The sequence below is a fragment of the Pseudomonas sp. HMSC065H01 genome, from assembly GCF_001815235.1.
Classification (GTDB): domain Bacteria; phylum Pseudomonadota; class Gammaproteobacteria; order Pseudomonadales; family Pseudomonadaceae; genus Pseudomonas; species Pseudomonas aeruginosa.
The window spans coordinates 12,759-39,319 of the sequence record NZ_KV819915.1 but is presented as its reverse complement, the minus strand read 5'-3'; the positions used below and the strand labels follow the sequence as shown (position 1 = coordinate 39,319).

The following is a 26,561-nucleotide window of genomic DNA, read 5'->3' as shown; positions in this document are numbered from 1 at the left end:
CACAGCGAGAACTAACTAAAAATGACTGTTGTAACCGTCAAGGAAAACGCTGTGTCGCTGGAACAGCGCATCACCAATCTCGTCAATGGCATGGAGAAGCTCGACGACATCGTCGACCGATATCCCGGTCCCGGCTTTACCGATGGGCTGTACGGTGAAAAGGGCGCCCCGCTCAAAGCGAAAATCGTGCGGGAGGATGCGCTGGCAATGGCCAGGGAGGGGCGCAACCTGCGGGTAGGCATCATCGGTCGGGTCAAAGCGGGCAAGTCCTCGCTGCTCAATGCGCTGATGTTCGCCGGCAATGATGTGCTGCCCAAGGCGGCCACTCCCATGACCGCCTCGTTGACCATCCTGCGCTACACCGACCAAGACATGCCTTATGCCGAGGTGGAGTATTTCCGCCCGGAAGACGTGAACGATATGCGCCAGCTGGCTGAGGAATATGACTCGCGGTTCACGGTGCTCCTGGCCGAGAGGCAGAAGGCGGCTGAGGAAAGGGCGGCGCGCCCGGGCGCTCGTAACGTATCGCAGCCGGACCCGGAGCGCCTCAGCGCGTCGGTGAAACGCGAACTGGACACCGACCCCAGGCTCGGCGGCGCAAAGGATATGTACGCGCGAATTTGCGACGCAGGTGGTTTGGGCGACAAGGGAGGCAAGACGGAGCGCGTTGACGGACGCGATCTTGCGGACCTGCAAGGCAAGCTGGCCAATTATGTCGGGTCAGGTGGACGGCTCACACCCTTCACGAAGTGTCTGACGTTGTATCTGCCGATACCCTCCCTGCAGGGCGTGGATGTGGTGGACACCCCCGGGGTGAATGACCCGGTCCGCTCCCGTGAAGAGCGCACCATGGAGGAGCTGCATAACTGCGATGTGGTCTTCGTGGTCAGCCCGGCAGGGCAGTTCCTGAACAGGCAGGATCTGGATCTGATGGGTCGTCTGACCTACAAGGATGGCGTGCGCGAGGTCTTCCTGGTCGCCAGCCAGGTCGACGGACAGCTGTTCGGCAGCGAACGCGATAAGCACGACGGTCGCCTGCCCGATGTCCTGCAGGGGTTGCGCAGCACCCTGGCCACTCAGGCCAGCAACACCCTGGCGGCGGAGAACGCCACCAATCAGGGGCTGGATACGCTCAAGAGCCAACTGGCGGAGCGCCTGGTAGTTACCTCCAGCGTTGCCCACGCACTGCTAACCCAGCCGGAAACCGAGTGGGATGACACTGTGCGCCATGTCTGGTCGCTACTGCGCTCAGGTTACCCGGCGGAGTTCACCCAGTTGGAAAGCGCCAGGCCACATCTCGAGGCCATGGCCGGCATTGGCCAGACCAACCTAATGTTGGAGCAGGTTCGCGGGCGCAAGCAGGTCATCACCGAAGAAAAGGTCAATGCGTTTCTGGAGGGCCAGGTCAGGGCCTTGCGGGAAAGTGTGGAAGGTGCTCCCGGGGTCGTATCGGCCAACCGTGAAGCCTTCCTAAAGACCAGGCCCGAGGATCTTGAAGAAAAGCTCAGCGCCATGCAGTCCGGTCGTGAGAGGGCCATTCGGGTAACCAACGTTGCCGTTGGGGATATTGCAGAGGACGCAGGGGGGAGCTTGCGCAGCCAGATAAACAGCAAGGCCGATGAGCTTTTCGGCAACGCCCAGAATGCGGCAGAGCAATCCAAAGACTACGAGGTCGAGTATACGGACCCGAGTTTCGGCCGTAAGGCATTGAGTTTAATTACTTTTGGATTGGTTAGCGCAGAGCGCACGTCCACAACTGTCCAGACCATTGACGCGACCAGAATTCGCAGCGAGCTTGAGGCATTTCATTCGTCCTTCAGTACCCAAATGGTCACGATTGTCGACCGCACTCGGCAGGGACTGCGAAGTACGATCGAGACGGGCGTTCTGGCGGCGTTGCGGGAGTATAAGGTTGTAGAGGATCGAGATATCGACACCTCCCGCCTGGCGCAGGCATGCCGTGCCGCTCTGCGCGAAGTGAGTGAATTTGATGATCCGGAGTTGCCTCCGGTGCCATCTAGGCTGATGCAAAATGGCACCCTGAGAGGAAGCGACGCCAGCCGGTTTGAAAGTGCCGCCCTCGAGTATCTTCATGAGCTAAGGAAGGCTGCTAGCCAGGAAGCCCGAAAGCTAACAAGAGCTTTTGAGGAACGTCTGAAGGCTGCGGATGTGGGAGCCCGGCTCTTCGATCATTACGAAGAGCAGCTCAACGGACTCCGGGCGCAGATCCAGGAGAAGGAAAAGACCCTGCAGCGCTACGATGAGCTGCTGGCCGAGCTGAAGGAGCTGCAACGCCATGTCTGATCTGTTGCTTGTTCCCCGGCTCGAGCCTGCCCTCACGCGTCTGAAACGCATCTGGCCGTGGGGGCGCAAGGCGCTGATCGAGCAACTTCGGCAGCATGTCGAGGAGGCCGATGAGCATACGCTGCGCATGCAGGCGCTGCGTCAGCGCATCGAGGCCGAGCTGGCAGGGGTCAGTGCCGAGCTGGGTGCGACCACTAGTGATCTTGAGCAGTTGCAGGCCCTGCACGGACAGTTGCAGGCAGAGCACTCCGCACAAACGCAGCAATTGCGTGAGCGCACAAACGCTTATGCGGCACTGGCGCAAGCCCATAAATTGCAGCGAGGTGAGCTGGAGCAACTGCAGCGCGCGCATGCCTCTCTGGAGGACGCACATGCACAGCTGCAAGCCGCGCATCAGCGTCTTGAGGAGGAGCATGGACAATTGCAGGCCACAGCTGAGTTGGTCGAGCGCCGCTACCGGTTGGTCTGCAATATCCTCAACGGCAAGCCAGCCGAAAATCCCGCCCTGAGCGAGCTCAAGAGCTGGTTTGCGGGTGAATTCGCGCGGGATGTACAACGGCTTGAGTTGCCAGCGGATGTTACGAGCATGGTACTTGAGCAGGCCCAGTCCATCAGTCTGCATGTGGAATTGCTGAGCGACTCGCCCGCGCTGCGTACGAAATCCCTGGTGGCTGTGGCGGGTGGCTTCAGCAGCGGCAAGTCATCCTTTGTTACCAGCTTCATGCACAGGGAGCATTCGCAACTGTTGGCCAAGGGCATCCAGCCGGTCACTGCAATTCCCACCTACGTGATGCCTGGCCGTGAACTCTCCATCTACGGTCACACGCGTAAAGGGGCACATGTAGCGCTGACGAAGGACGAGTACGCTCAGTTGACGCATGACTTCATCGCCAACATGGGCTTCAACGTCAAGGAGGTCATGCCCCATGTGGTGATCGAGGCGCCGATGCTGGAGGTCCAGCACCTGGCCTTCATCGATATGCCGGGTTACGACCCTGCTGCTTCAGACACTGCGGACACCGCTGCCGACCATGGCATTGCCAGCGCCGTTCTGAGCGAGGCGGATGCCGTGATCTGGCTGGTTGCGCTGGATACCAACGGCACCTTGCCTGCCAACGACCTGGAGTTCCTGCTTCAGCATGCGGACGACAGACCGCTGTACGTGGTGCTCAACAAGGCTGATCTGCGCCCCATGTCGACCCTTCAGGATGTGATCGAAGAAATCAGGGACCACCTGGAGGACAGCGGCATCCAGTACGAGGGTATCTGCGCCTACAGTTCCACGCTCGGCAAGGAACTGTTGCATGAGGGCAAGAGCCTGAGTGAAGTCATGCAGGAATGGGATCATTCAACCGATGCGGCGCTGATGTTGTACAAGGAGTTTGAGACGATGGTCCAGACCCTGGATGAATATGCAAACCGACAACTGCATAAAGTCGAGAACGTCAACGAGTTGGCTCACTCGATTGAGTTGGATATCTTGCAGATGGTGGGGTCGGAATCCAAGGTTTTCAGGGCGGCTCAAAATAGACTTGGGCAGTTGAAAGAGCTGGCAGAGAGCATTTTGGGTGTCGAGAAAAGCGAAGCCCATCAGCGGCTGGAAAATATGCGTATGCGTGGTCATCAACTCCTGCAAGACAATTTGAGAGCGGATTATCGGTCCCCAAGGCAGGATGCGCTGGCATAGTCTGTGAGCGCGCTCATGGCACCGTCATGGGGCAGCAGGTGTCATGAGTGCGTGGTGCTGGTCCAAATGGAAATTGGTCGAGTTAAAGCAGAGCCGAAAGTTTGCCTATAAAACAGGCTTGGTTCGATCTGACCGTATCATTTGAGGTGGCCTTACCTGGCATATATGGACGTTGTTCGTTGGCTATCTGTGCTTCTCTCTGGGGCTCTGGAGCAGCGAACAAGGCAACTCACCTTCTACCAGTCGAGTGACTGTAGTCATGCAATATGTAGTGGTTGCTCTCAGTTCAGTAACGAGCTGCAGCCTAGACGCCAGCTTATGGCTAGCACTCAAAATTCTGGTTCGCCGAACGGGCGGGCCAGACTTGGGGGCACGGTTTAGGCACAGAATTGGCACAACCCGAAAACCAACCTAAATCGAGCTGTTCAGGCAGTGCTCATTTTCCGCTTCAAGCAGGGCTGATTGAATTCAAGGCGTAGCTGGGATGAGGGCAGGTTGATTTATCGTCTCTTATAAAACGCTTGATAAATCAATGAGATATGGCGCACCAGGCGGGATTCGAACCCACGACCCCCGCCTTCGGAGGGCGGTACTCTATCCAGCTGAGCTACTGGTGCGTATGTGTTGCGGCGGCCTATTTGACCATTAGCTGACACCCTTCACAACTCGATGAGTATTGCCTTCGGAGGGCAGTACTCTATCCAGCTGAGCTACGGATGCAGCGCCGCGGCTCGCGCGGCAGGCCGCAATCATACGCATCTCGTCGGCGGGAGTCCATTCCATGTGCGTACGTTCGTGATTTCGAACGAAAACGACCGTCCGTCGAGGATGTGCTCAGCAAAGCAGCAGAATTTTCCGACTTTCGTTGATTTTATCGAACGGGGTATTGCCCTTTGTCAGTGGTGGCCCTAGGATTCGTTTGAGATTTCAAACGCCCCCAAAGCCACAACAACAGGAGACCGGGGAATTGGCATCAGTTCAGCCGGCCGCGTGCCCCTGGAATGACCTCTTTCTGACCTGCCCGTCGCTCGTCCGGCCTTTCGCGCTGCCGGGCCGCCGTGGTGCCGGCGTGGCGTTTCGTCCGCAATCCCTTTCCCGCACGAGTCTTTCGTATCCTCCCCGACGCCTGTCGGCGGTCGCGTTCGTCCGCGTCCGCCCGTTGCGCACGGTGGCCGGCCGGTAACGGCGACGCCGCTGGCACAGGGCGCAGGAAATGGAACACCGGGGCGCTGGCCCTTTCGAATAACCAGCAGGCAACACTTTCCGGTTACAACCGAACCAGACAACCAGGCACGCGGGGTAGTCGAGGTAGACCCGCTGCTCACGGCATTCCTCGAAGGAGACAGGTCATGCAACTCAAAGATGCCAAGCTGTTCCGTCAACAAGCCTACGTCGATGGCGCCTGGGTGGATGCCGACAACGGCCAGACCATCAAGGTGAACAACCCGGCCACCGGCGAGATCATCGGCAGCGTGCCGAAGATGGGCGCCGCCGAGACCCGCCGCGCCATCGAGGCTGCCGACAAGGCCCTGCCGGCCTGGCGCGCGCTGACCGCCAAGGAGCGCGCCAACAAGCTGCGCCGCTGGTTCGACCTGATGATCGAGAACCAGGACGACCTGGCCCGCCTGATGACCATCGAGCAGGGCAAGCCGCTGGCCGAGGCCAAGGGCGAGATCGCCTACGCCGCCTCCTTCCTCGAATGGTTCGGCGAAGAAGCCAAGCGCATCTATGGCGACACCATTCCCGGCCACCAGCCGGACAAGCGCATCATCGTGATCAAGCAGCCGATCGGCGTGACCGCGGCCATCACGCCGTGGAACTTCCCCTCGGCGATGATCACCCGCAAGGCGGGCCCGGCCCTGGCCGCCGGCTGCACCATGGTGCTCAAGCCTGCTTCGCAGACCCCGTATTCCGCGCTGGCCCTGGCCGAACTGGCAGAGCGCGCCGGCATTCCGAAGGGCGTGTTCAGCGTGGTCACCGGTAGCGCCGGCGAAGTCGGCGGCGAGCTGACCAGCAACCCGATCGTGCGCAAGCTGACCTTCACCGGTTCCACCGAAATCGGCCGCCAACTGATGGCCGAGTGCGCCCAGGACATCAAGAAGGTGTCCCTGGAGCTGGGCGGCAACGCGCCGTTCATCGTGTTCGACGACGCCGATCTGGACGCCGCCGTCGAGGGCGCGCTGATTTCCAAGTACCGCAATAACGGCCAGACCTGCGTCTGCGCCAACCGCCTGTACGTGCAGGACGGCGTGTACGACGCCTTCGTCGACAAGCTGAAGGCCGCCGTGGCCAAGCTGAACATCGGCAACGGCCTGGAAGCCGGCGTGACCACCGGTCCGCTGATCGACGCCAAGGCCGTGGCCAAGGTCGAGGAACACATCGCCGACGCGGTCTCCAAGGGCGCCAAGGTGGTTTCCGGCGGCAAGCCGCACTCCCTCGGCGGCACCTTCTTCGAGCCGACCATCCTGGTCGACGTGCCGAAGAACGCCCTGGTGTCCAAGGACGAGACCTTCGGCCCGCTGGCGCCGGTGTTCCGCTTCAAGGACGAGGCCGAGGTCATCGCCATGTCCAACGACACCGAGTTCGGCCTGGCGTCCTACTTCTACGCCCGCGACCTGGCCCGCGTGTTCCGCGTCGCCGAGCAACTGGAGTACGGCATGGTCGGCATCAACACCGGCCTGATCTCCAACGAAGTGGCGCCGTTCGGCGGCATCAAGGCCTCGGGCCTGGGCCGCGAAGGCTCCAAGTACGGGATCGAGGACTACCTCGAGATCAAGTACCTCTGCCTGGGCGGTATCTGAGCCCGGCGAGAAACGCATCCGGAGGGGCCGGACGGCAGGCAAGAGCTGCGCCGTCCGGTGTCGACGTTGCCGGTGGTGGCACCGGACGAACCGGGAGTCGCGGTCGCCGATCGCGAAGCGGCTCCGAGCCCTGGCGGGCCTGCAAGTCCCGAGGCAGTCGATCATCGCATGCTGCCTTGGGGAGCTTCCTTCCCGCCTTCATCCTTTGACCCGGCCGACCCGATGAGCGGCCACTGAGGAAGCCATGAGCAAGACCAACGAATCCCTGCTGAAGCGTCGCCAGGCCGCGGTACCCCGCGGCGTGGGCCAGATCCACCCGGTCGTCGCCGAGCGCGCCGAGAACTCCACCGTCTGGGACGTGGAAGGCCGCGAGTACATCGACTTCGCCGGCGGCATCGCCGTGCTGAACACCGGCCACCTGCATCCGAAGGTGATCGCCGCGGTCCAGGAGCAACTGGGCAAGCTGTCCCACACCTGCTTCCAGGTGCTGGCCTACGAACCCTACATCGAGCTGGCCGAGGAAATCGCCAAGCGTGTGCCGGGCGACTTCCCGAAGAAGACCCTGCTGGTCACCTCCGGCTCCGAAGCCGTGGAGAACGCCGTCAAGATCGCCCGCGCCGCCACCGGCCGCGCTGGCGTGATCGCCTTCACCGGCGCGTACCACGGCCGCACCATGATGACCCTGGGCCTGACCGGCAAGGTGGTCCCGTACTCCGCCGGCATGGGCCTGATGCCGGGCGGCATCTTCCGCGCCCTGGCGCCCTGCGAGCTGCACGGCGTGAGCGAGGACGACTCCATCGCCAGCATCGAGCGCATCTTCAAGAACGATGCCCAGCCCCAGGACATCGCCGCGATCATCATCGAGCCGGTGCAGGGCGAGGGTGGCTTCTACGTCAACTCCAAGTCCTTCATGCAGCGCCTGCGCGCCCTGTGCGACCAGCACGGCATCCTGCTGATCGCCGACGAAGTGCAGACCGGCGCCGGCCGTACCGGCACCTTCTTCGCTACCGAGCAACTGGGCATCGTTCCTGACCTGACCACCTTCGCCAAGTCGGTCGGCGGCGGCTTCCCGATCTCCGGCGTGGCCGGCAAGGCCGAGATCATGGACGCCATCGCGCCCGGCGGCCTGGGCGGCACCTATGCCGGCAGCCCGATCGCCTGCGCCGCGGCACTGGCCGTGCTGAAGGTGTTCGAGGAAGAGAAGCTGCTGGAACGTTCGCAAGCCGTCGGCGAGCGCCTCAAGGCCGGCCTGCGCGAGATCCAGGCCAAGCACAAGGTGATCGGCGACGTTCGTGGCCTGGGTTCGATGGTGGCCATCGAGCTGTTCGAGGGCGGCGATACCCACAAGCCGGCCGCCGAGCTGGTCAGCAAGATCGTCGTCCGTGCGCGCGAGAAGGGCCTGATCCTGCTCTCCTGCGGCACCTACTACAACGTCATCCGCTTCCTCATGCCCGTCACTATCCCCGACGCGCAACTGGAGAAGGGCCTGGCCATCCTGGCCGAGTGCTTCGACGAACTCGCTTAAGCTTCACCGGCAAAGCGATACCCCCGAGGCCCGCGCGTCCGCGCGGGCCTTTCTTTCAGAGGCTTCACGGAAACGGAAGCCTCTTTTTTCTGCCAGGGTTTTCCGCGAAACGCCCGACGAACGGTTTTCCCCTGTTACCCTTGGGCGCCTGGCGCATACGAATCCTCCCGCATTCCTCCGGTCGTACCGTTCGAGGCGATTAGGACAGGTCCTAGAGGCGCACCGTGTTCGCCCGTCATACCCTTGTGTGCCCGCGGGCTGTGTCGTACCCGCCTGTCATGCCTGGTGCGGCCTGCTCGGTTCGCCAGGTTCGAAGAGGAAAGCCATGAGTGCCGCGAAAAAGGCCCCCGTCATCCTGATTGCTGATCCGGACCCCTGGAGTCGCGACTTGCTTGGCCAACTGGTCCTCGGCGTGCGTTGCGATGCCCGGCTGGTCCTCTGCGGCGATGGCGGGGAAGCGCTGGAACATTGCCGGCGCCGGCGCTTCGCGTTGATCCTGGCCGAGCTGAACCTGCCGCAAGTGGATGGCTTCGAGCTGCTGCGCGAAGCGCGCCTGCGCCGCTCGGTCGCCGAGCAGCCGTTCATCCTGATCAGCGACCGCGCCGACCAGGCCAGCGTGCGCGCCGCCGTGGCACTGGCGCCGACCGCCTACCTGGTGAAGCCGTTCCAGGCCGAGAACCTGATGCAACGCCTGCGAGGATTGTTGCTGAAGGGCGACGAAGTGATCGCCTGTCCGCTGCCGGAGCGGGACGCGGGCGAGAACCTGGAGGCTTTCCTCGAACGCGCGCGCGACTCCGCGGAGGGGGCGCCGTTGCTGGCCGACGTGCGTGCCGCCAGCGATCGTTGCCTGAGCGCCGAGGAGCATCCGCTGCGCGTGCTGGAGGATGAGTTCGGCCGCGATCCGCAGATCACCGCTGGCCTGATCGCCGCCGCCAACAGCGCCGCCCGGCACGTCGGTCCGGCCTGCCAGACCCTGGGCCAGGCCCTGCGGCGGCTGGGACTCGGGCACAGCCTGAACCTGGTGCTCGGTTTCAGCCTGCAGCGGGCCATCCAGCTCGGCGAGCCGCTGCTGGCCGAGCGCGCCATGCACTTCTGGGATCTTTCGCAACGTTGCGCGGACATCGCCTGGGAACTGGCCGACGCCCTCGGCGCGGACGTCGAGCGCTGCTATACCGCAGGGCTGCTGCATCGCCTGGGCGACCTGGCGCTGCTGCGGACATTGCAGGATTGGTGCGATGGCGGCGGCGCGCTGGACGAGGCGCGCCTCGACGAGCTGCTGGGGCGTTTCGGCGCCAGCTTCGGCTCGGCCCTGCGGGCGCGTTGGCGGCTGCCGCTGGAGCTGCGCCGGCTGATCGCTGCGGCGTACCAGTTCGGTGGCGTGCTTTCCCGCGAAGAGCTGATCCTCAGCCTGGCGACCCAGGCCGCCAGCCTGCCCGAGGACGACGCGGAGCAACTGGCCGAGAGCAAGGCTGCCCGCATGCTCGGCCTGGACGGCGAACGACTGGCGAAACTGCTGCAGCCCTGAGCCGTCCTCGCTGGGCTTTTGCAAGGGGCGGCGCCTCCCGTAGGGCGGATAACGCGACGCGTCATGCGCCGCTGGGCATGGGACGCGGTTGCAATCGAGCCTCTGGCCGGGGAGATCGGCACCTACCTGCGCGCCGCCGAGTTGCCGGCCGTGGATGGGCGGAAGCGCGCCTAGCGCCGCAGCTCGGCGCGCAACAGGTCCAACGCCGGGTCGATGTCGTCCCGTTCGATGCAGCCGAAGCCGAAGAGGAAGCCGGCCTGTGCCGGGGTTTCCGCGTAGAAGGGCGGCAGGGTGCCGACCTCCAGGCCTTGCTGGCGCAAATGACGGGCGATGCGCAGCACATCCAGCGGTTCGCGACAGCGCGCCGCGAGGTGGATCCCGGCCACCGCCGGCAGCGCTTCGAGCCAGGGGCTCAGGTCGCCGTGCAGGCGTTCCAGCAGGCGCCCGCGACGTTGGGCGTATTCGCGTTGCAGGCGGCGCGTATGGCGGGCGAAGTCGCCGCGCTGGATGAACAGCGCGAGGGCGCGTTGCTGCAAGGTCTCGCTGTGCCGGTCGATCAGCTTGCGCGCCGCCAGCACCGCTTCGCGCAGGCTTGCCGGCGGCAGCAGGTAGCCGAGGCGCAGCTCGGGGAAGAGGGTCTTGGAAAAGGTCCCGAGGTAGGCCACCTGGCCGTTCCGGTCGAGGCTGCGCAGCGACTCCAGCGAACGCCCGTCGAAGCGGTACTCGCTGTCGTAGTCGTCCTCGATGATCAGCGCCCGGTGGTGCTGCGCCCAGTCCAGCAACTGCAGGCGCCGCTCCAGGCTCATCGGCATGCCCAGCGGGAACTGGTGCGACGGGGTGACGTAGACCAGCTTGGCGTTGTCCGGCAGCAGGTCGACGCGCAGCCCCTCGGCGTCCACCGGCACTCCGCGCACCTCGGCGCCGGTGGCCAGCAGGCTGGCGCGGGCCGGCGGATAACCGGGTTCCTCGACCACCGCCAGGTCGCCGGCGTCGAGCATCACCCGGGCCAGCAGGTCGAGTCCCTGCTGGGCGCCCTGGGTGACCATCAGGGCGTTCCAGTCGCACTGCACGGCGCGGTTGATCGCCAGGTAGCGGGAGATCGCCAGGCGCAGCTCGGGGTCGCCTTCGGTTTCCTTGTAGAACGCCGGCGAGCGCTGTTGCAGGCGTAGCGCCTGGAGCACGCAGGTACGCCAGGTATCGAAGGGAAAGCGGCGCTTGTCGGTCGTGCCGCCGGCGAAGCTGTAGCGGAGCGGTGCTCGCTGGTCCATCAGACCGGACTGCGGTTCGATGCGTGCCCAGCGCGCGGCCGGCCGCAACGGACCGTCGGCGCGCTGCGGCGGCGCTTCCCCGGCGGGCCCGCGGGCGACGAAGGTGCCGCTGCCGACCCGGCCTTCGAGGAAGCCCTCGCTGGCGAGGCGCTCGTAGGCTTCGCTGACGGTCTTGCGCGACACTTCCAGGCGTTCGGCGAGGTAGCGCGTGGCTGGCAGGCGATCGCCGGTGGCCAGGCGACCATGGAGGATCGCGTCGCGCAGCTGGCGATAGAGCTGGCCGACCAGGTCGTGGCGGCCGTCGAGGATCAGTTGCAGTTCCATGGCGAAATTGGCTACCTGGTATTTCTGGTAATTGGCTCTTCGTGGAAGCCAAAGGCAGGCTTAGTGTTACCCCATGCCGCGCCGCTTTCCACTCTCGCGGCTGCCAATCAGCCAAGGAGATTCGCCATGACCACCCGCCTCGAATGGGCCAAAGCCTCCCCCGACGCCTATGCCGCCATGCTCGGCCTGGAAAAGGCCCTGGCCAAGGCCGGCCTGGAGCGCCCGTTGATCGAACTGGTCTACCTGCGCACTTCGCAGATCAACGGTTGCGCCTACTGCGTGAACATGCATGCCAACGACGCGCGCAAGGCCGGCGAGACCGAGCAGCGTCTGCAAGCGCTCTGCGTCTGGCAGGAAACCCCCTACTTCACCCCGCGCGAGCGCGCTGCCCTGGCCTGGACCGAGCAACTCGCCCGCCTCAGCCAGGGGGCGTTGCCGCACGGCCTGCTCGACGAACTGCGCGAGCACTTCGACGACAAGGAGATCGCCGAACTGACCCTGGCGGTCTCGGCCATCAACGCCTGGAACCGCTTCGGCGTCGGCATGGGCATGCAACCGGAATGAGGTGGACGGCGATGAAGGCCAATCGATCGATCGCCTGCCTGCTGCTCGCCGCGCTGCCGACGCTGGCCAGCGCCCATGTTGCGGAGAAGGTGGAAACCCTGCACGACCAGGCCCTGGCCGAGTTTCCCGGCCATCGTGGGTTGATGCTGACGGTGTCGTTCAAGCCCGGCCAGGTCTCCGCGCCCCATGTGCATCCCGGCTCGGTGTTCGTCTACGTGCTCGAAGGCACCGTGCAGACGCAACTGGAAGGCGGCCCGGTGGAGACCTACACGGTGGGCCAGAGCTGGTACGAGCCGGCGAACGTGCCGCACCTGCTGGCACGCAATCCCGATCCGATGAAGCCGGCCAAGTTGCTGGTCTGGGAGTTGCTCAAGGAGGGCGACCCGATCCTCAAGCCACTGGAGCGCGGCGCCCACTGAGGTGTCGCTCGTTCGCCCGGAGGAGCGTCCGTCATGAGCGCCAGCCAGGTCATCCGTATTCGCGCGCGCAATGGTCAGTCGGAACGGCTTGGCCTGCGCCTGCAACAACTGGTCGAACCGGGGCTGGAGGCGCCGGGTTGCCTGGAGTACCAGGTGCGCAGGGACGCCCTCGAGCCGGATCTCTGGCTGGTGTGCAGCCAGTGGCGGGAAGCGCAGCAGATGTTCGACTACCTGGCCGGCGGCATCCAGCAGGTATTCGCCGAAGTGCTCTGGCGCTCCCTGGCGGCGAGCCTCGAAGTGCAGGATGACGCAGGCTAGAGCAAACCCAGCTCGGCGCAGACGATCAGTACCTGCTCGCGCAGCCAGAGGTTCGCCGGGTCCTGGTCGGCGGCGCGGCTCCATGACAGGTGCAGGGCGAACGGCGGCAGCCCGGGCGGTGCGAGGCAGGCGTGATGGCGGCCATCGTCGAGCAGTGCATGGATACGCCGTGGCAGCATCAGCACGAAGTCGCTGCCCGACAGCAGTTGTAGGGCGGCGACGTAGCTGTTGGCGCGCGCGGCGACCTCGCGGCTGCGGCCCTGGCGTCGCAGCCACGTGTCCACCAGGTTGGCGTTGCTGGCGTCGAGCGGGGTCGGGAAGACGAAGCGGCGCCTGCAGAACTCGTCCAGTTCCAGGCGCTCGTGGCGCGGCTGGGCACGATCCTGTACGCAGAGCAGCTCGTCGCTGAACAGGGCGAGCGCCTGTAGCTCCGGTGCCGGTCGGTGGTACTCGGGACCGAAGTCGAAGACCAGGTCGACCTGGCCGTCGAGCAATGCTTCGGTGGGCAGTTCGGGACCCAGGCGGCGGATGTCCAGGCCGATCCTCGGGCCGTTGGCGGCGAGCCGTCGCAGGAGTGCCGGAAGGATCAGCAGCTCGACGTATTCCGGCGCGCAGAGGGTAAAGGTCCGCGGCTCGCCACGCGGGTCGAAGCTGCCCTGGGCGGCGTGACAGGCGTTGATGCGGGCGAGCATTTCCTCCACGTGGGGCAGCATGGCGCGACTCTTGTGGGTCGGCTGCATGCCGCCGCGGGTGGCGATGAACAGCTCGTCGTCGAAGGCCTGGCGCAGCTTCTTCAGGCAGTAGCTGACCGTCGACGGACTGAGGTTCAGGTGTTCGGCGACCTCGACGAGGTTCTGTCGTTGGTGGACCTGGAGGAAGACCAGCAGGTCCTGCATGTCGACCTTGCGCAGGCCGTTGGCGATCAGCATCGGGGCGTCCTGACGGCGTCGGGAGCGCCATCAGAACCCGTCCCTTTCCTCAGCGCAAGCTTTCGGCGCCGACGCCTTGCGGCTGTCGCTCGACGAACAGTGCCGCATAGCGCCGCGGGTCGAAGCGCAGGCCCAGCCCCAGTAGCAGCGCCGCCACCGTGGCCAGCCCGAGCCAGGCGCCGGTGAAGCTGCCGAGGCTGTCGCGCAGCAGCCCGGCGATCCATGGTGAGACCCCGGCGATCAGGTAGCCGGCGCCTTGTACCAGGGCAGCCAGTTGACCGGCGCGTTGCGGCGCGTCGAAGTGGTCGAGGCAGACGATCAAGCCCATGGGGAACAGCCCGCCGATGCCCAGTCCCAGGCACAGCGCCCAGAGCAGCGGCAGGCTGGCCGGCGCCCAGGCGAGGCCGAGGAAGCCGGCCAGCATCAGCGCCGTTAGCCCGACCAGCACCGGGCGGCGATCCCGCGAGCGGCTGGCCAGGGCCGGCGCGAGCAACCCGGAGAGCACCTCCATGGCCGTCAGGAAACCGAGCAGCAGCCCGGATTCCTGGGCGCTCCAGCCCTGCTCCAGGTAATAGGGCGCGAGCCAGGCCAGCACGCAGGTGTAGCAGGCCGTGCCGAGGCCGAAGAACAGGACCAGCAGCCAGGTCCGTGGATAGCGCAGGAGGCTCCTGCCGGGCTGTGCGGCGGGCAGGCGCAGGCGGGTGCCGGGTTGCAGCCACCAGGCCAGCAGCGCGAGCGCGGCGAGCGCCGCCCAGGCACCGAGGCCGAGCCGCCAGCCGGCGTGCTCCGCCAGGGTCGGCGCGGCGCTGGCGGACAGCGCCGCGCCAGCCATGATGGCGGTGACGTAGAGCCCCATGCAGAGCGGCGTGCGCGCGCCGAAACGGGCCTTGATCAGGGCCGGCATCAGCGCCTGGATCAGGGCGATGCCGAGACCGGCGAGCATGGCGCTGCCGAGCAGGTCGGGCAGGCCTCGGCTGCCCAGGCGCAGGGCGCTGGCGGCGCCGATCAGCAGCAGGGCGAGGGCCACCGAACGCCACTCGCCGACGCGGCGGGCGATGCCCAGGCCGAAGAACATGCCGAGGCCGAGGGTCAGCACCGGCAGGGCGGTCAGCAGCGAGACGTCGCCGAAGCTGAGCGCGATCTCGCCGCGCATGGCGTTCAGCAGTGGGCCGACGGCGGCCATGGAGGGCCGCAGGTTGAGGCCGACCAGGACGATGGCGGCCATCAGCCAGAGGGTGCGGCCGGGTGGGTTGGCAGTGGGCATGGCGATCTCCTTTCGGGAGCACCATTGCGCCTGCGCCAGGGCGCGGCGGCAAATCAAAATCCGCAGGGCGGATTCGAAAAAATGCGCTGGCCAGGGAGTCGGGGCGGACGCTGGAGCAGCGTGGCGAGTCGCGAGGTTATCCGCCCCGCGCGACGCGCGGCCTCACTCCGCGCTCAAGCGCATCAGGCTTTCGCTCAGGGCCCGCGCGTGGCGGTCGACGATGATCGGCGCCCAGGGCCTGCCGGAAGCGCTGACCAGCGCGCTGCTCTTGCTGTTCAGGTCGCGCAGGGCCTGGCTCAGGTACTCCCAGCGGTTTTCCAGTTTCTTCAGTCCCGCCGGGTTGGCGCTTTGCGCCACCAGCAGGGCGATGCGCCGGTCGATCAGCGGAACCAGCACGCTCTCGTCCTGGCCGAGATAGTCCCGGGGCTGCTCGCGGGCAGTCTCCAGCCCGCCCAGGTAGGCGCGCGCCAGGTATTGCAGGGACAGGTACTCGACCCGCACCGGCAACTGCCAGAGCGGCAGGGGCTGGCCTGGCGGGGGCGGCGGCACCTGGCGTTCCACCAGGTTGAGGAAGTCACGCAGGGCGCGGCTCAGTTGCTGCGGGTAGCGCCAGGGCAGGTCCTCTTCGCGGGGGCCGTAGGCCGCGCCCTCACGGATGCGCGCCACCAGCGTCTTTTCGCCTTGCCGCAGGAGCACCCCCTCGGGGGCGGCGGAGAGCGCTCGATCGAGGCTGGCGAGGTCCTTCTCCAGTTGCGCCGCGTGCTGTTCCTGGAAACCCTCGCCGCGCAGCAACAACAGGCTGCCCACCGCGCGACAGGCCTGGACCTGCAGTTGTTGCAGGGCGCGTTGCTGGTCGTCGAGGGTAGCGCGCGCCGGCAGCGCCAGCAGCAGGCAGTAAAGACAGAGGACAGCGAAAAGGGCAGGACGGGGCATGGGGAGATCCTGTTGTTGTCGTTATGGATATCCGCACCGAGGGCAGGTGCCCTGCACACGGTAGCCGGCCATCGTGCGCCTGCAAGCGTTCGAAAGTGTGATTCGCGCTCAGCCGTGGGTGGCCGCGCGCAGGCCGGCGAGGTCGAGAATCTCGATGCCGCCGTAGCTGAGCTGGAGGATGCCCTGGGCTTCGAGGTCCTTGAGGATCTGGTTGGTGGTCTGCCGCGACAGCGACAGCATCAATGCCAACTGCTCCTGCGGCAGGTGCAGGACCTGCCGGCTGCGGCTGTTGTCGTAGCCCTCGGCGAGCATCAGCAGGCGCCGCGCCAGGCGTTGTGCGGCCGGCAGCAGGGCCATCTCTTCCAGGGCGATGAATGCCAGGCGCAGCTTGTGGCTCATCAGCAGGGCCACGTCGCGCCAGTAGTGCGGCTCGCGGCGAAGCAGTTCGAGCAGCGCCGCCTGCGGCACCTGGAGTAGCTGGGTGTGGCCTTCGGCGTAGGCGTCGTGGGTGCGCGCCTGGCCGTCGAACAGGGCGATCTCGCCGAACCAGTGCGGCGCTTCCACCAGGATCAGCAGCGCCTCCTTGCCGTTCTCGCTGACCGCGCTGATACGGATCGCGCCCTCGACCACGCAGTACAGTCCGCAGGGCGCGTCGCCGCGGGCGAACAGGCGCTGGCCCGGCGGCAACTGGCGCGGTTGGGCGAGTGCCAGCAGGTGCGTCTGCAAGGCCTCCGGCAAACCCTGGAACCAGCGGCCGGCCTGGAGTTGCGAACGGTAGTCGGTACGCTCGTTCATGTTTGTCGTCTAGCTGACAGAGTGGAAAACCGGGGCGGCGCGATGATGCGAGAACCCTGGCGTGAGACCACAACAATGAAAACCCTAGTCGATCACCTTGCGCAATACGCCGCCTACCACCGCGACCGGCGCAACATCTTCAGCCATTTCATCGGCATTCCGATGATCGTCCTCTCCATCGCCGTGTTGCTGGCGCGGCCGGCGCTGGGGTTCGGCCTGTCTCCGGCGCTGCTGCTGGCGCTCGCCGCGGCGCTGTTCTACCTGCGCCTGGACCTGCGCTTCGGCGTGGCCATGACGGCGCTGCTGGCGCTGACGGTGTGGGGCGCTGTGCAATTGGCGGCGGGGACTACCGCGGCCTGGCTGGGCTGGGGCGTCGGCCTGTTCGTGGTCGGCTGGATCATCCAGTTCGTCGGTCATTACTACGAAGGGCGCAAGCCGGCCTTCGTCGACGATCTCAGCGGGTTGATCGTCGGTCCGCTCTTCGTGCTGGCGGAACTGGCCTTTCTGCTGGGGCTGCGCGGCGACGTGCAGCGCGAGGTCGAGGAGCGCGCCGGCCCGACCTGCATTCGCGAGCACAAGCGGGCGGCGTGAGGCGGTCTCCCGCGAGCGCGGGAGACCGGGGTGGGAGCGTTACTTGCGATCCGCAGCGATGCGCTGGCGGATGTGATCGGCGCGGGCCTGGGAGCCCGGGTGCGAATCGAACATGCTGCTGTCGCCGCCGCCCAGCTTGGCCAGCTTCTCGAAGGCGGTGACCAGGCCCTGGGTGTTCACTCCGCGCTTCTTCAGTAGCTCGTAGGAGAAATCGTCGGCGTCGGATTCCTGGGACTGGGAGAACTGCGCGTTGACCAGCGATTCGGTGAGTTCGCCCAGCTGGGAGCCGGACAGGGCGGCCAGCGCGCCGCTCTTCGAGGCGCCGGCGGCGCCGCGCACCGCGGCGGCCGCGTAGGCGGTCTGGGCGGCCTTGCGGGTGTGGCCGAGGGCGACGTGGCCCATCTCGTGGCCGAGCACGCCTTCGATCTCGTTGTCGCTCATCAGCTCCATCAGCCCGCTGTAGACGCGGATGCAGCCGTTGGCCATGGCCCAGGCGTTGACCTCCTCGGTGAGGTAGACCTTGTAGTTCACCGGCACGCCGTCGATCTGGTCGCCCAGGGCCTTGGCGATCTTGTCCAGGCGCTGGCCGTACTTGCTGTTGGCCGGGGCGATGCGGTTCTGCTGGTCGGACTCGGCGCAGGCCTGGTCGGCGACCTGGCGGACCTCGGCGTCGCTCAGGGTTGCAGCCTTCACCGCCATCATGCCGTGCTGCATGAGGTCACCCTGGGGCAGGTTCTGGCAGCCGGCCAGGGTGGCGCAGGCGAGGGCCAGGGCGGAAAGGGAAAGACGGGTCTTCATCGTGTGCTCCTTGCGATAGGTGGCGTTCCGTGCCGGACGGGCGTGTTCCGCCCGGTGCCGCGCGCCCGGTGGGGGTCGCGCGGCGGCGGATGATAGCGACTTGTGCCGTTCGTCGGAAGTCCCGCGAAGGCCGCAGGCCCGCCCTGGCGGGTGCGCAATGCGTCCCTGGCGTCAGTGGAAACCGCGCCAGGCGAGGTCGGCGCCGAGCAGCAGGAGACCGACGAAGAAGCAGCGCCTGAACAGCGTCGCGCTGATCCGCTGGCGCAGCCACTGGCCGAGGAGCATCCCGCCCAGCGCCGGGACCAGGGTCAGCAGAGAGGCGCCGAGCATCTGCGGTTCGAGCAGGTCGCCATGCACGCCGAGAGTGACCGCCAGGGCCAGGGTCGAGGCGCTGAACGACAGGCCGAGGGCCTGGACCAGTTCGTCGCGCTGCAATCCTAGGGCTCCCAGGTAGGGCACCGCGGGAATCACGAAAACCCCGGTGACCGCGGTCAGCGCGCCGGTCGCCAGCCCGACCAGCGGGCCGGCCCAGGGCTCGTGGCGTGCCGGCAGGTGCAGCGGGATCGCGGCCAGGCCGAGCAGCGCGTAGGCCGCCAGGGCCAGGCCGAGCACGCCGGTGGCCTGCCTTGGTGCGTCGTCGCCGAGCCATGCGCCGACCAGCAGGGTGCCCACGATCACCCCGAGCAGCAGGCCGGCCAGGCGCTTCATCAAGCCGAGGAAGCGCGGGCCGCAGGCGAGCTGCCAGAGGTTGGTCACCATCGACGGCACGATCAGCAGCGCCGCCGCCTGCATCGGCGGCATGGCCAGGCCGAGCAGGCCCACCGAGACCGTCGGCAGGCCCAGGCCGACCACGCCCTTGACGAAGCCCGCGAGAAGGAAGGTGAGGGCGATCAGTGGGATCAGGGCGTGGAGGTCGACGGACATGCGGGTTCTTCCTTGTCTCGGGCTGGCGCGAACGGGCGATGGCGGCCAGTATCTCTCGCCGTCGACAGGCAATGTTTCATCCGGAGGTGAAGCATGCAATTCAATCCCGGCTTCAGTTCGCTGGCGGCGCTGCTCGCCGATCCCGGCCGCGCGCAGATGATCTGGGCACTGATGGATGGCAGCGCCCGCCCGGCCAGCGAGCTGGCGCTGCTGGCGGGCGTCTCGCCGTCCTCCGCCAGCGGCCACCTGGGACGGCTGGTCGAGGGCGGCGTGCTGAGCCTGGAGGCGCGCGGGCGCAATCGCTTCTATCGCCTGGCCGGGCCGGAAGTGGGACAGGCGGTGGAAGCGCTGGTCAGCGCCTCCCTGGCCCTGCAGCCGCAGCGGCGCAGCCTGCCGCCGAGCCACGGCACGCCGTCGGCGTTGCGCGAGGCGCGGACCTGCTACGACCACCTGGCCGGCGAACTCGCGGTCGGTGTGTTCGCACGGATGCTGGATGCCGGCTGGATCGAGCAGGAGGGCAGGACGCTGCGCCTGAGCGCGACCGGCGAGGCCGGGCTGGCCAGGTTGGGAATCGACCTGGCGGAGGTCCGCCGCCGCCGTCGGCAGTTCGCCTGCGCCTGCCCCGACTGGAGCGAACGCAAGCCGCACCTCGGCGGCGCGCTGGGGGCGGCGTTGCTGGAGGCCTGTCTGCGCCAGGGCTGGTTGCGGCCGCAGGACGGCTCGCGGGCGTTGCAGGTGTCGTCGAAGGGCCGCGCGGGACTGCGCGGCCTGGCGGAGCGCACGGCGGGCTGAACCCGCCGCGGGATCAGAGATTGGCCACCGGCTGGAAGGCCTTCGGCTTGAAGTAGAGGGTCTCGCCGCGGGCCAGGCCGGCCAGGCTGTCGTGGTCCTTCACCACTTCGGCTTCGATCAGTTCGTCCTGGCCGTCGACCTTCAGCGTTACCCGGGTGATCGCCCCCAGCGGACGGATGTCGCGGACCTCGGCGGCGCGGTGCTCGGCCACCGCGGAACGCGACAGCGACACTTCGTGGGGGCGGAACAGCAGGTGCTGGTCGTTGCCCAGTTGCAGGCGGTTGGAGTCGCCGAGGAAGTGGTAGACGAAATCGCTGGCCGGGTTCTCGTAGACCTCGCCGGGCGAGCCGATCTGCTCGATCACGCCCTTGTTCATCACCACGATGCGGTCGGCCACTTCCATCGCTTCTTCCTGGTCGTGGGTGACGAACACCGAGGTCAGGTTGATCTCCTCGTGCAGGCGCGCCAGCCAGCGGCGCAGCTCCTTGCGTACCTTGGCGTCGAGGGCGCCGAAGGGTTCGTCGAGGAGCAGGATCTTCGGCTCCACCGCCAGCGCGCGGGCCAGGGCGATACGCTGCCGCTGGCCGCCGGAGAGTTGCTCTGGATAGCGGTCGGCGAGCCAGTCGAGCTGCACCATGTTGAGCAGCTCGTGGACCTTGGCCTTGATCGCGGACTCGCCCGGCCGCTCGCCCTTGGGCTTCATGCGCAGGCCGAAGGCGACGTTGTCGAACACCGTCATGTGGCGGAACAGCGCGTAGTGCTGGAAGACGAAGCCGACGTTGCGGTCGCGCACGTCGTGCTGCGAGACGTCCTCGCCATGGAACACGATGTTGCCGGCGTCCGGGGTTTCCAGCCCGGCGATGATCCGCAGCAGGGTGGTCTTGCCGCACCCGGAGGGGCCGAGCAGGGCCACCAGCTCGCCGCTCTGGATATCCAGGTTGATGTTGTCCAGGGCCTTGAAGGCGTTGAAGTTCTTGCTGACGTTACGGATTTCGATGCTCATGGTTCATTCCTCGTCAGCATTGCTTTTCAGTCGGGACATGCGGGATTCGCTCCACTGCTTGAGCAGAAGGATGACCAGCGCCATCAGCAGCAACAGGCTGGCGACGCTGAAGGCGGCGACATGGTTGTATTCGTTGTAGAGGATCTCGACGTGCAGCGGCAGGGTGTTGGTGACACCGCGGATATGCCCGGAAACCACCGATACCGCGCCGAACTCGCCCATCGCCCGCGCGGTGCAGAGCACCACGCCGTAGATCAGGCCCCACTTGATGTTCGGCAGGGTCACGTGCCAGAACATCTGCCAGCCGTTGGCGCCGAGCAGGCGGGCGGCTTCCTCCTCCTGGGTGCCCTGCTCCTGCATCAGCGGGATCAGTTCGCGGGCGACGAAGGGCACGGTGACGAAGAGGGTCGCCAGGACGATGCCGGGCACCGCGAAGACGATCTGGATGTCGTGGTCGCTCAGCCATTCGCCGAAGTAGCCCTGGGCGCCGAACAACAGCACGTAGATCAGGCCGGCGATCACCGGCGAGACCGAGAACGGCAGGTCGATCAGGGTCACCAGGATGCTCTTGCCGCGAAACTCGAACTTGCTCACGCACCAGGCGGCGGCGACGCCGAACAGCAGGTTGAGCGGCACCGAGATGGCCACCGCGATCAGGGTCAGCTTCAGTGCGGCCAGCGCGTCGGGTTCGAGGATCGCCTCGAAGAAGGTGCCGAAACCCTGCTTCAGCGCCTCGCTCAGGACCACGTAGAGCGGCAGCAGGAGGAACAGGGCGAAGACCAGCCAGGCCAGGACGATCAGGGCCAGGCGGCCGCCGGCGTTGCCGCGGCGGGAGGCGCTGGCGGTGGCAGCGGAAATGCTTGCACTGGACATGGCGCCCTCCTTACGGGGTTTCGATGCGGCGCTGCAGCAGGTTGATCAGCAGCAGCAGGATGAAGGACACCACCAGCATCAGCACGCCGATGGCGGTGGCGCCGGTGTAGTCGTACTGGTCCAGCTTGACCATGATCAGCAGCGGCAGGATCTCGGTCTTCATCGGCATGTTGCCGGCGATGAAGATCACCGAGCCGTATTCGCCGACGCCCCGGGCGAAGGCCAGGGCGAAACCGGTCAGCCAGGCCGGCAGCAGCGCCGGCACGAGGATATGGCGGAACACCTGCAGCGGCCTGGCGCCGAGGCAGGCGGCGGCTTCCTCGACTTCCTTGGGAATGTCGGCGAGCACCGGCTGCACCGTGCGGACCACGAACGGCAGGGTCACGAAGGTCAGCGCCAGGGTGATCCCCAGGGGGGTATAGGCGATCTTGAAGCCGAGGTCGCTGGCGAACTGGCCGACCAGGCCGGCCGGCGCATAGAGCGCGGTGAGGGCGATACCGGCGACGGCGGTGGGTAGGGCGAAGGGCAGGTCGATCATGGCATCGATGATCTTCCGTCCGGGGAATTCGTAGCGCACCAGGACCCAGGCCAGCAGCGTGCCGATCAAGCCGTTGAGCACGGCGGCGGCGAGCGCGGTGCCGAAGCTCAGCTTGAGCGCGGCGAGCACCCGCGGCGCGCTGATGATGGCCCAGAATTGCTCCCAGCTGAGCTGGGTGGTCTTGAGGAACATGGCCCCCAGCGGGATCAGGACCAGCAGGCTGAGGTACACCAGGGTGTATCCCAGGGTCAGCCCGAAGCCGGGTATGACCGGGGAAATGCGTCGTGACATGTTCTGTCCTTACTCTGCGTTGGAACGCTTGGTGGCTCTCCCGGTGCCGGTTCCTTCCGGCAGTGGGCCCGGTACGGGACCGGGCCTGCTAGCCCCCTCGCCCGTCCGGGAGAGGGTCTGGGAGAGGGGCCGTGGTTCGGGCGACGGGTCTGCCGTCGCGATCATTGCGCCTGGTAGATCTGGTCGAAGATGCCCCCGTCGTTGAAGAACTTCGGCTGGGCCGTCTTCCAGCCGCCGAAATCGGAGTCGACGGTGACCAGGTTCAGTTTCGGGAACTGCGTGGCGAACTCGGCGGCGACCTTCTGGTTGCGCGGCCGGTAGAAGTTCTGCGCGGCGATGCGCTGGCCTTCCTCGCTGTACAGGTATTGCAGGTAGGCCTCGGCGACCTTGCGGGTGCCTTTCTTCTCGACCACCTTGTCGACCACCGCGACCGGCGGTTCGGCGAGGATGGAGATGGAGGGTACGACGATCTCGAAGTTTTCCCCGCCCTGTTCCTTCTTCGCCAGGAACGCCTCGTTCTCCCAGGCCAGCAGCACGTCGCCGATCTGGTTGTTGACGAAGGTGATGGTCGAGCCGCGGGCGCCGGTGTCGAGTACCGGTACGTGCTTGTACAGCGCCTGCACGTAGTCCTTGGCCTTCTCGTCGCTGCCGTACTGCTTCTTCGCCCAGGCCCAGGCGGCGAGGAAGTTCCAGCGCGCGCCGCCGGAGGTCTTCGGGTTCGGCGTGATGACTTCCACGCCTTCCTTGGTCAGGTCGCCCCAGTCCTTGATTCCCTTGGGGTTGCCCTTGCGCACCAGGAACACGATGGTCGAGGTGTAGGGGGTGCTGTTGTCCGGCAGGCGTGCCTGCCAGTCGGCCGGCAGCAGCTTGCCGAGCTTGTGCAGTTCGTCGATGTCGCCGGCCAGGGCCAGGGTCACCACGTCGGCCTTGAGCCCGTCGATCACCGCGCGGGCCTGCTTGCCGGAGCCGCCGTGGGACTGCTGGACGGTCAGGTCCTCGCCGCCCTGGGCCTTCCAGTGCTTGATGAAGGCCGCGTTGTAGGCCTGGTACAGCTCGCGGGTCGGGTCGTAGGAAACGTTCAGCAGTTGCGTGGCCGCGGCAACCGGGCCGGAGACCAGGGCGCTGGCGAGTGCGGCCAGGGCGAAACGACGAAGGGACATGTGCAGCTCCTAGGTGTGTGCTGTTTCGATTGTTCTAATGGGGTGTTGGCGGAACGACGGGAACACGGGGCGTCAGGCGCGCATTCGCGGCCGACAGCTGCAGTACCGGTGCGGATGGGGTATCGAACGGATGTTCATGGCGAGACGCCTCCGGTGGTCCAGTCGGGTCGTGTGCTTCAGGCCTGCTTGACGGCCGGTTGCTGCAGACGGAATTTTTCCTTGCGCTCGATCTGCACCACCTGGCCGTTGTGCACGGTGATCTCGACGGCGCCGAAGCGCAGGCCGCGCAGGGCACTCTGGATTTCACGCAGGATGGTGGCTTCGTCCTGGCCATCCAGGCTTCTGAGGGTTGCGCTCATGGGTCTCTGCTCCTGTGGCTCGAGGTGCCGCGTTGCTCGACGAAGTGGAGGCGGCGTGAGGCGCATAGTAAGCAGTGGGCAATATTCTTAAAAATATTGTTTAAGAATCTTTATAGGTAAAGTGGTTATAAGACGGCGAAGCGGCCCGGCTTCGCCGCCAGGCTCAGTCTTCCGGCAACGCCACGGGCGGCAGGTCGAAGCGCAGCGCTTCCGCCGGTTGCGGCCGTCCGTACCAGTAGCCTTGGCCGAAGTCGCAGCCATGTTCGCGCAGGAACAGCGCCTGGTCCTGGTGCTCGATACCCTCGGCAACCACCCGCAGGCCCATGCTTTGCGCCAGGGCAACGATCGCACGGGCGATCGCGGCGTCGTCCACCGCGCCGGGCAGGCCGGCGACGAAGCCCTGGTCGATCTTCAGCTTGTGTACCGGCAGCCGCTTGAGGCGCATCAGCGAGGAATAGCCGGTGCCGAAGTCGTCGATGGCCAGGTTCACGCCGAGGATGCGCAGGCGGCAGAGCAGGTTGAGGGACTGTTCGAAGTCCTCCATCACCGCGCTTTCGGTGACTTCCAGTTCCAAGTAGCGGGGCTCCAGCCCGGACTCTTCCAGGGCGTTGGCGATCCTTTCCTCCAGGCCGCCGCGGTTGAACAGCCGGCTGGAGACGTTGACCGCGACGAACTCCAGTTCGACGCCGCGCTGTTGCCATTCGCGCATCTGCCGGCAGGCCCGCTTGAGCACCCAATTGTCCAGCGCAGCGATCAGCCCGCATTCCTCCGCCACCGGGACGAACTCGCCTGGCGGCACCAGGCCGCGCTCGGGATGCTGCCAGCGCACCAGCGACTCGACGCCGACGATCCGCCCGCTGGCCAGGTCGTGCACCGGCTGGTAGTGGACGCGCAGTTCGTCGTGATCCAGCGCATGGCGCAGGGCCGATTCCACCTGGACATGGGCGCGGGCCCGGGCGGTCAGCACGCGGGTGTAGAAGGCGTAGGCGTTACGCCCGCTGTCCTTGGCCTGGAACAGCGCGGCGTCGGCGTGTTGCATCAGGTGGTCGACGTCGCTGGCGTCTTCCGGGTAGAGGCTGACACCGAGGCTGGCGCTGATATAGATCGGCTGGCAGTGGATGTCGAACGGCGCGTTGAAACCGTCGAGGATGCGCTGTGAGAGTCGCGCGACGGCTTCCGGGTCGTCGTTCTCGACGAGGATGGCGAATTCGTCGCCGCCCAGTCGCGACAGCAGGCAGCGCTCGTCGAGCTGGTGTTGCAGGCGCTTGCTGACTTCCTTGAGGAGCATGTCGCCGGTGGTGTGGCCGAGGCTGTCGTTGATGTGCTTGAAGTGGTCGAGGTCGATCAGCAGCAGGGCCCCGGCCACCGTCCGGTCCTTGCCGTTCTCCAGCGCCTGTTCGATGCGCTCGCGCAGCAGCACGCGGTTGGGCAGGCCGGTCAGCGAGTCGTGGTGGGCGAGGAAGTCCAGTTCGTTCTCCGAGCGCTTGATGCTGCTCAGGTCGGAGAACACCCCGACGTAGTGGGTCAGTTGGCCCTGGTCGTTGCGCACCGCGCGGATGTGCAGCCACTGCGGGTAGATCTCGCCGCTCTTGCGACGGTTCCAGATCTCTCCGCTCCAGACGTCCTGCTCGCGCAGGGCCAGCCACAGGCGCTGGTAGAACGCCTGGTCCTGGCGGCCGGAGCGGAGGATCGCCGGGGTCTTGCCGAGCACGTCCTCGGAACGGTAGCCGGTGATGCGCTCGAAGGAAGGGTTGACGTGCACGATCACCGCCTGGGCGTCGGTGACCAGAACGCCCTCGCGGGTGCTGTCGAACACCGCCGCGGCCTGGCGCAGGTGGTCTTCCTTGAGCCGCTGCAGAGTGATGTCGCGGGCCACGCCGGTGTAGTGCAGCGGCTTGCCCAGGGCGTCGCGGAGGACCCGGCCGCGCGAGTGGATCCAGCGGTAGTCGCCGTCCTTGTGGCGCAGGCGGTAGATGTGGTCGAGATTGTCGGTCAGGCCCTGCAGGTGGTTGCGGTGGGCCTCCAGCACGGTGGCGTACTCTTCCGGGTGCAGGCGCTTCTTCCAGGTCTCGATGGGGTCGCCGAGTTCCTCCGGGGCGAGGCCGACCAGCGCGGCGTAGCCCGGCGAGACGAACATCCGGTCGGTCACCAGGTCCCAATCCCAGAGTCCGTCGCGCACCGCTTCCAGGGCACGGTTCAGGCGCTGCTCGCTGCCGTGCAGTTCGTCGTAGGCCTGGGCCTTGCGGCGAAACTGGCGTACCAGGTAGAGGTACAGGAGCAGGCCGGTGGCGGCGAAGAAGAACAGCCGCTTGGCGGTCATCCAGAACACCAGCTGGTCGTGGTCCTGGACCTGGTTTTGTAACAAATGATCGCTCAGGAACGCCCAGGCGATGGCGATTGCGAGATAAGCCAGGCTCAGGCGAAGGGCACTCAGGCGGGGGCTCATGGGATTTTCAGTGGGCAATTATTGGCCGGGCAGTATAAATGATGGCCATCCGGCCCTGTTCATATCTAAAAGAACGGATGGTAATCCCCAGCCGCTTGGTGATAATGCCCCCAGGTTTTGTCAGACAAGG

At 66.2% G+C, this 26,561-nt stretch carries 23 protein-coding genes and 1 tRNA gene; 10 read left to right on the top strand and 14 right to left on the bottom strand.

Annotation, left to right across the window (positions count from 1 at the left end; translation table 11 throughout):
- Window positions 1-51: 51 nt before the first annotated feature.
- Window positions 52-2,304, top strand: coding sequence for a dynamin family protein (locus HMPREF3014_RS25060; RefSeq protein WP_003160955.1), 2,253 nt, complete (start codon window positions 52-54; stop codon window positions 2,302-2,304).
- Entirely contained in the window at window positions 2,297-3,991 is a 1,695-nt protein-coding gene (locus HMPREF3014_RS25055) for a dynamin family protein (RefSeq protein ID WP_003160954.1), read from the top strand. The genes HMPREF3014_RS25060 and HMPREF3014_RS25055 overlap by 8 nt, the downstream gene beginning before the upstream one ends.
- A 540-nt stretch (window positions 3,992-4,531) precedes the next feature.
- On the opposite strand, the gene HMPREF3014_RS25050 is transcribed toward HMPREF3014_RS25055, so the two are convergent.
- Window positions 4,532-4,608 (bottom strand) — tRNA-Arg (locus HMPREF3014_RS25050).
- Between the two features lie 732 nt (window positions 4,609-5,340).
- Here HMPREF3014_RS25050 and gabD point away from each other — a divergent pair.
- From gabD to HMPREF3014_RS25030, 3 genes are all read left to right on the top strand, one after another.
- The gene (gene gabD / locus HMPREF3014_RS25040; protein ID WP_023086894.1) at window positions 5,341-6,792 is read left to right on the top strand and encodes an NADP-dependent succinate-semialdehyde dehydrogenase; all 1,452 of its coding nucleotides are present in this window, start codon (window positions 5,341-5,343) and stop codon (window positions 6,790-6,792) included.
- 244 nt (window positions 6,793-7,036) lie between these two features.
- Window positions 7,037-8,317, top strand: a complete 1,281-nt coding sequence (gabT, locus tag HMPREF3014_RS25035) for a 4-aminobutyrate--2-oxoglutarate transaminase (RefSeq protein WP_003106268.1) — start codon at window positions 7,037-7,039, stop codon at window positions 8,315-8,317.
- A gap of 325 nt (window positions 8,318-8,642) precedes the next feature.
- Window positions 8,643-9,842, top strand: a complete 1,200-nt coding sequence (locus tag HMPREF3014_RS25030; RefSeq protein WP_023086895.1) for an HDOD domain-containing protein — start codon at window positions 8,643-8,645, stop codon at window positions 9,840-9,842.
- Between the two features lie 170 nt (window positions 9,843-10,012).
- On the opposite strand, the gene HMPREF3014_RS25025 is transcribed toward HMPREF3014_RS25030, so the two are convergent.
- Complete coding sequence (locus tag HMPREF3014_RS25025; protein WP_023086896.1) at window positions 10,013-11,434, bottom strand: MocR-like pyridoxine biosynthesis transcription factor PdxR; 1,422 nt, start codon at window positions 11,432-11,434, stop codon at window positions 10,013-10,015.
- A 126-nt stretch (window positions 11,435-11,560) separates the two neighbouring features.
- Between HMPREF3014_RS25025 and HMPREF3014_RS25020 the strand changes: the two genes are divergently transcribed.
- The 3 genes from HMPREF3014_RS25020 to HMPREF3014_RS25010 are packed head-to-tail and all read left to right on the top strand — an operon-like array spanning window position 11,561 to window position 12,735.
- Entirely contained in the window at window positions 11,561-11,998 is a 438-nt protein-coding gene (locus HMPREF3014_RS25020) for a carboxymuconolactone decarboxylase family protein (RefSeq protein WP_003106260.1), read from the top strand.
- Window positions 11,999-12,009: 11 nt separating this feature from the next.
- The gene (locus HMPREF3014_RS25015; RefSeq protein WP_003106259.1) at window positions 12,010-12,417 is read left to right on the top strand and encodes a cupin domain-containing protein; all 408 of its coding nucleotides are present in this window, start codon (window positions 12,010-12,012) and stop codon (window positions 12,415-12,417) included.
- A 33-nt stretch (window positions 12,418-12,450) separates the two neighbouring features.
- Window positions 12,451-12,735: an antibiotic biosynthesis monooxygenase family protein gene (locus tag HMPREF3014_RS25010; RefSeq protein WP_003106257.1), complete on the top strand. Its 285-nt coding sequence runs from the start codon at window positions 12,451-12,453 to the stop codon at window positions 12,733-12,735.
- Here the strand turns inward: HMPREF3014_RS25010 and HMPREF3014_RS25005 are convergent.
- The 4 genes from HMPREF3014_RS25005 to HMPREF3014_RS24990 form a co-directional block, all read right to left on the bottom strand.
- The gene (locus HMPREF3014_RS25005; RefSeq protein ID WP_003106255.1) at window positions 12,732-13,664 is read right to left on the bottom strand and encodes a LysR family transcriptional regulator; all 933 of its coding nucleotides are present in this window, start codon (window positions 13,662-13,664) and stop codon (window positions 12,732-12,734) included. The genes HMPREF3014_RS25010 and HMPREF3014_RS25005 overlap by 4 nt on opposite strands.
- 49 nt (window positions 13,665-13,713) lie before the next feature.
- On the bottom strand, window positions 13,714-14,928 hold the full coding sequence (locus HMPREF3014_RS25000) for a CynX/NimT family MFS transporter (protein WP_023086897.1): 1,215 nt from the start codon (window positions 14,926-14,928) through the stop codon (window positions 13,714-13,716).
- A 162-nt stretch (window positions 14,929-15,090) separates the two neighbouring features.
- Entirely contained in the window at window positions 15,091-15,861 is a 771-nt protein-coding gene (locus HMPREF3014_RS24995; protein ID WP_004346761.1) for a hypothetical protein, read from the bottom strand.
- 108 nt (window positions 15,862-15,969) lie between these two features.
- A complete protein-coding gene (locus HMPREF3014_RS24990) occupies window positions 15,970-16,656 on the bottom strand; it encodes a Crp/Fnr family transcriptional regulator (protein ID WP_003107720.1) in 687 nt (228 codons plus the stop codon).
- Between the two features lie 75 nt (window positions 16,657-16,731).
- Here HMPREF3014_RS24990 and HMPREF3014_RS24985 point away from each other — a divergent pair, with 75 nt between their 5' ends.
- Window positions 16,732-17,247 carry an Mpo1 family 2-hydroxy fatty acid dioxygenase gene (locus tag HMPREF3014_RS24985; RefSeq protein WP_023086898.1) on the top strand — a complete coding sequence of 172 codons (516 nt, stop codon included), beginning with the start codon at window positions 16,732-16,734 and terminating at the stop codon, window positions 17,245-17,247.
- A gap of 39 nt (window positions 17,248-17,286) precedes the next feature.
- Here the strand turns inward: HMPREF3014_RS24985 and HMPREF3014_RS24980 are convergent, their stop codons facing one another.
- Window positions 17,287-18,045: a metalloprotease LoiP gene (locus tag HMPREF3014_RS24980; protein ID WP_003084230.1), complete on the bottom strand. Its 759-nt coding sequence runs from the start codon at window positions 18,043-18,045 to the stop codon at window positions 17,287-17,289.
- A gap of 171 nt (window positions 18,046-18,216) precedes the next feature.
- On the bottom strand, window positions 18,217-18,969 hold the full coding sequence (locus tag HMPREF3014_RS24975; RefSeq protein WP_023086899.1) for a sulfite exporter TauE/SafE family protein: 753 nt from the start codon (window positions 18,967-18,969) through the stop codon (window positions 18,217-18,219).
- A gap of 93 nt (window positions 18,970-19,062) precedes the next feature.
- On the opposite strand from HMPREF3014_RS24975, the gene HMPREF3014_RS24970 reads away from it, so the two are divergent.
- Entirely contained in the window at window positions 19,063-19,761 is a 699-nt protein-coding gene (locus HMPREF3014_RS24970; protein ID WP_003160946.1) for an ArsR/SmtB family transcription factor, read from the top strand.
- 13 nt (window positions 19,762-19,774) lie between these two features.
- Here the strand turns inward: HMPREF3014_RS24970 and HMPREF3014_RS24965 are convergent, their stop codons facing one another.
- From HMPREF3014_RS24965 to HMPREF3014_RS24940, 6 genes are all read right to left on the bottom strand, one after another.
- On the bottom strand, window positions 19,775-20,764 hold the full coding sequence (locus HMPREF3014_RS24965; protein WP_003104490.1) for a sulfate/molybdate ABC transporter ATP-binding protein: 990 nt from the start codon (window positions 20,762-20,764) through the stop codon (window positions 19,775-19,777).
- A gap of 3 nt (window positions 20,765-20,767) precedes the next feature.
- Window positions 20,768-21,637, bottom strand: a complete 870-nt coding sequence (gene cysW / locus HMPREF3014_RS24960; protein ID WP_003084239.1) for a sulfate ABC transporter permease subunit CysW — start codon at window positions 21,635-21,637, stop codon at window positions 20,768-20,770.
- 10 nt (window positions 21,638-21,647) lie between these two features.
- On the bottom strand, window positions 21,648-22,466 hold the full coding sequence (cysT, locus tag HMPREF3014_RS24955) for a sulfate ABC transporter permease subunit CysT (protein WP_003084241.1): 819 nt from the start codon (window positions 22,464-22,466) through the stop codon (window positions 21,648-21,650).
- Window positions 22,467-22,627: 161 nt separating this feature from the next.
- On the bottom strand, window positions 22,628-23,626 hold the full coding sequence (locus HMPREF3014_RS24950) for a sulfate ABC transporter substrate-binding protein (protein ID WP_003084243.1): 999 nt from the start codon (window positions 23,624-23,626) through the stop codon (window positions 22,628-22,630).
- Window positions 23,627-23,802: 176 nt separating this feature from the next.
- A complete protein-coding gene (oscA, locus tag HMPREF3014_RS24945) occupies window positions 23,803-23,985 on the bottom strand; it encodes a sulfur starvation response protein OscA (protein ID WP_003084246.1) in 183 nt (60 codons plus the stop codon).
- A 163-nt stretch (window positions 23,986-24,148) separates the two neighbouring features.
- Window positions 24,149-26,431, bottom strand: coding sequence for a putative bifunctional diguanylate cyclase/phosphodiesterase (locus HMPREF3014_RS24940; protein WP_023086900.1), 2,283 nt, complete (start codon window positions 26,429-26,431; stop codon window positions 24,149-24,151).
- Window positions 26,432-26,561: the final 130 nt, after the last annotated feature.